We start from the raw sequence: 4,176 nt of genomic DNA, 5'->3' as shown, positions 1-4,176 counted from the left end.
ACGGCGCTGTGTGAAACAGACACGGTCGCTGAACTGATACAAAACGGCATCCGACCCTCTGAGGCCATTAACGAATTAGTCGATAAGTACGATTTAACCCGGCTGAATGCTCCGGTCATCACGCACAGTACGCCTTACCTGGAGGTGCATGACGAACTGATGGTCATTTTCGACAGTCAGCTGGCTGATATTTTAAAACCGGATAGTCTCTAAATCCTTTTTTACTTACCCAACGGGGGAACTGACTCCCCGCCGGGACAGTTCCTCCTTTATTTAACATTATCAATCAAGAGGAACTTAACCATGGCAGAGTGGATCACGAATCAACTGGACATCACCGGCAAATCCGTTTGTATCGATGTGATGCAGCAATGGGTCTGTGGCGAAGAAGCGCCCCGTTACCGTCAGGCAGTCTTGCAGAGTCTGCGGCTGTTTCTGGCCGGGTGCGCCGGGATACTGAAACCAACCAAACCCCTGACTTACGCGCCTTATCCGGCGCTGATACGAGGTACTACGGCACAGACTGCGCAACATCTGGCCTTTGAGCAGTGGCTGATGTTGTTACAGGATAATGCGCTGCTAACCGGCGACACCATTAAACGTATCGACCATCTGTACCGTCAGTCGGGCTTAAGTCTGCTGCGCTGGGAAAATATTCCGGAACCGGCGCGTGAGATTATCGCATCACTCCTGATCCGCCAGTATACCGACTGGTTCGGTATGGTGAGCTGGTCTGATAGTCCCGATACCGGCGCCTGCTGGGACAGGCTGAATGTGTCTCCGACATCCGCCCAGCCCTGCGATATGCTGATGATCATGCCGACCCGGTTAGCGACCGAGATTAACGGCAGCAGCGGATTGCTGAAAGGCATTGCCTCCACCGTACAGTTCTACGACGAGCACTACGGGCTGGAATGGCCGTTCGGTCACCATGTCCGCTGGGAACGGCGTAATGTCAGCAGCTTAACCGTGCGTTTTGATTCACCGTGGGCACCGCCCTCTGCGGAACTGATGGGGGAACTGTCAGCGATGTTTGATTGCGAGATCCGCCATTGGTACAGCGAACCGTCAGGAAGCCTCAAAGGCTACGATTGTTATGATCAGGGTGAGCATGTAGACAGCGGTAATGGCTTACCCGGACGCGAAAACCGGCCTGCACTCTATCTGGTTAACGGTGAACAACCCGAAATCAGTCAGGCACTGCCGGCGATTGCTGTCGGACAGTAGCGATTTGTTCAGTACCTTATTCTTTATTTTCACTTCAACCGAAGGGGGAAGCACGTTCCCCTTCCGGGGCGTGTTTTCCCTATTTTTATGCGACAAGGAAAACACGCCATGGCGTCTCGTACCGATTACCAACAGGAATTTATCTCGCTGTTTAATCAAACCGCCCGCTATCAGCCTCGTTATCAGGTCTTCCGGGATTTTTGTCACTGCGCAATGGCGGCCATTCACAATAAATATTGTTTCAGTGAGGAGCTGGAGCAGTTTTATCTGAAAACCATCAGGAAATATGCGCGGGAAGATGTTGACCGGATTGTAAAACTCTTTTCCACTACCGTGCTGGCACTGGCAGAAGCGCCCGGCGATTTTCTCGGCACGGTGTTTATGCGGCTGGAGCTGGGGAATAAACACCTTCAGCAGTTCTTTACGCCCTGGAGTGTCGCCAGAATGATGGCGGAGATACAGTTGCAGGATGTTTCCGCACGCTTGCAGGAGAAACCCTTTGTGACCCTGTACGAGCCGGCTTGTGGGGCGGGCTGTATGACACTGGCCGCTGCCGACGTCTTGAGAGAGCAGGGACATGATCCGTTATGCAGCCTGTGGGTGTCAGCGATTGATATTGATCCGCTGGCCGCGGTGATGGCTTACGTCCAGCTTTCCCTGGCCGGCATTCCGGCCGCGGTCACTGTCGGCAATGCGCTGGATGATGGCGGCAGCAAACGGACACGTTACACGCCGGCCCATTATCTGGGTAACTGGTCGAACCGTTTACGGGAGCATCAGCAGCCACAGGCCGCCTGAATTTTTTCAGCCTCTGTTCTGTTACTCTAATGCGCCTTTCGGGGCGCTTTCTTATTTTCGAGTAGTTTTAATATATTGATTTATAGTGAAAATTAAGGTGATCCGATAAGCGAGTCGGTGGGTGAATCGAGTCAGTTTAATTTTCATTTCCGCAAAAAGAGTTTTTCCTTGTTTCAGACCGGGATTCACCGACACTGAGCCCAATTTGAACCGAAAGAGGAAAAGCCATGTTTCAGCGTTTTAAATCGCATTTTGCCCGCCAGTCTGCCACACCGCAAAAATCATCCGAACAACAACCGGAGGCCATTCGTGACAGCCGGGGCTATTTCCGGCCGCAATCGGCTGACGAGTTACTGGCAACCTCCCTGCGCCGTCAGTATCTTCAGCAATTATGGCAAAACACTGCCCTGCCCGAAGGGCTGTATCAGCGTTTTTATCTCGCACCGGTGAAGCAATTGCTGAGCCGTGTCCAACAGGTGCCGGCAACACCGGAAGGTAACTGGTCGGGAAGCGGGGATTTTGCTGACCTGACGCTAAAGTTTACCACCTGTGCCGTGCGGCTGGCGAAGGGACATCTGTTACCCCCCGGGGCAGCACCGGAAACTCAGGCTGCCCAGAGCCTGCTATGGCAGGCGGTTGTGTTCTGGACGGCATTATTTTACCACCTGCCCCTGTTGCAGCACCTGGAAGGGGAGCTGGATGATAGGCATGACTGGCAGCCGGGATTGTGGACGCCAGACCGTCGCTTTCGTTTCCGGTTCCGGTCGTCCCGGCCAGATTTGTCTGTGCCACTGAACGCCATGATGGCAGCCCGTTTACTGCCGGAAGATGCGGTGACCTGGTTGTTTCTGGTACCGGACGCATGGACTTGCCTGACATTGCATCTTGGTGGTCATTCATCCTCTGTACCGTTGATTGATGAATTACTTCAGGAAGCCGCCGGACAGGTGGAGTCGCCTTTATTGAAACCGGGGAATTCTGCAGAATTGTCTGATGTCGCTGGGGTATCACCTGAACCTGGCCAGGCTTCTCCGGATTCCCCATTAGAAATGGCACCGGCATCTGAGCCATCCGGCGAGAGTGATACCCAGACGTTATTGTCTTTATTTCAATCCGGTCATGGGTCCTCTCATCAGGAGAAGGCAAAAAATCATCATCACGGCTCGAAATTCGCCAAACAGTCTGTATCGGATAAAGAAAATGTTGCCAGAAAAGATAACCACAATACATTATTGTAATGTAAATAGTTTAACTGATTATTTATATCTTGTATTTCCATAAAACAGTTTATGAACAATTGAGTGTCATGATTTATTTAATATATTAAGGAAAAAATAACATGTTGCCTGCCGCAGAAAAAATCAGTTGGGATGAGTTATTGGAAGAGTACTTTTTTTCACATATGTTGCGACCGGCCACCGAGTGGAGTTATCGCAAAGTTACCCGGGTCTTTATCCAGTTTATGGGAGAAACGGTGTTGCCGGAACAGGTCACTCACCGGGATGTGCTACGGTGGCGGCGTCATCTTTTGATGGAGAAAAAACAGTCGAGCCATACCTGGAACAATAAGGTGGCCCACCTGCGGGCCATTTTTAACTTCGTAATGGACAGGAAACTGCTGCCATTTACCGAGAACCCGTTTAGCAATGCGGCGGTGAAAAAAGAGAAGAAAAAGAAGAAAATTCTGAGTAAAGTCCAGATAACCCGTCTCTACCTGCTGATGGGGCAGTATGGGGAAGAAGAGCGAACACAGGTTGCTCCCCGGGGAGGGCGTTGTGCTTTATACCCGACCGGGTATTGGCTGACGGTGCTGGATACGTTCCGGCTGACGGGCATGCGTCAGAACCAGTTACTGCACCTGCGATTACGGGATATCAACCTGGATGGCAATTATATTGTATTGCGCGTCGAGGGCAGTAAAAATCACAGTGAGTGGCGGATACCGATGATCCGGCAGCTTAAACCCCGGCTGGCGCAACTCCTTGAACAGGCGAGAGCCTGTGGGGCGAAAGATGATGATCCGCTGTTTGATTTAACCCGTCTGAGTTTTCGTCATCACGGGCGGATGGCCAGTTACCAGTATGATCACGATAAAGAAAGGCAGCATATTCGTTCTTTTTTCAATCGGTTGTCGAAAGAGTGTGGTTTTGC

Annotated in this window: 5 protein-coding genes; all 5 read left to right on the top strand. The window is 51.5% G+C overall.

Annotation, left to right across the window (positions count from 1 at the left end; all coding sequences use genetic code 11):
- Positions 1-213, top strand: a 213-nt coding sequence (locus Xbud_RS21500; RefSeq protein WP_099137404.1) for a toxin-antitoxin protein, incomplete at its 5' end; no start/stop codon positions are given.
- Positions 214-303: 90 nt separating this feature from the next.
- Entirely contained in the window at positions 304-1,227 is a 924-nt protein-coding gene (locus tag Xbud_RS21495) for a DUF1281 domain-containing protein (RefSeq protein WP_099137403.1), read from the top strand.
- 108 nt (positions 1,228-1,335) lie between these two features.
- Positions 1,336-2,025, top strand: a complete 690-nt coding sequence (locus Xbud_RS21490; RefSeq protein ID WP_099137402.1) for an N-6 DNA methylase — start codon at positions 1,336-1,338, stop codon at positions 2,023-2,025.
- A gap of 227 nt (positions 2,026-2,252) precedes the next feature.
- Entirely contained in the window at positions 2,253-3,263 is a 1,011-nt protein-coding gene (locus Xbud_RS21485; protein WP_099137401.1) for a TraI domain-containing protein, read from the top strand.
- Positions 3,264-3,364: 101 nt separating this feature from the next.
- Positions 3,365-4,176, top strand: an 812-nt coding sequence (locus Xbud_RS21480; RefSeq protein WP_099137400.1) for a tyrosine-type recombinase/integrase, incomplete at its 3' end; no start/stop codon positions are given.

This window comes from Xenorhabdus budapestensis (assembly GCF_002632465.1).
In the GTDB taxonomy this organism is placed as follows: Bacteria; Pseudomonadota; Gammaproteobacteria; order Enterobacterales; family Enterobacteriaceae; genus Xenorhabdus; species Xenorhabdus budapestensis.
The sequence above is the reverse complement of the archived record's forward strand: the minus strand, read 5'-3'. Positions and strand labels throughout refer to the sequence as shown.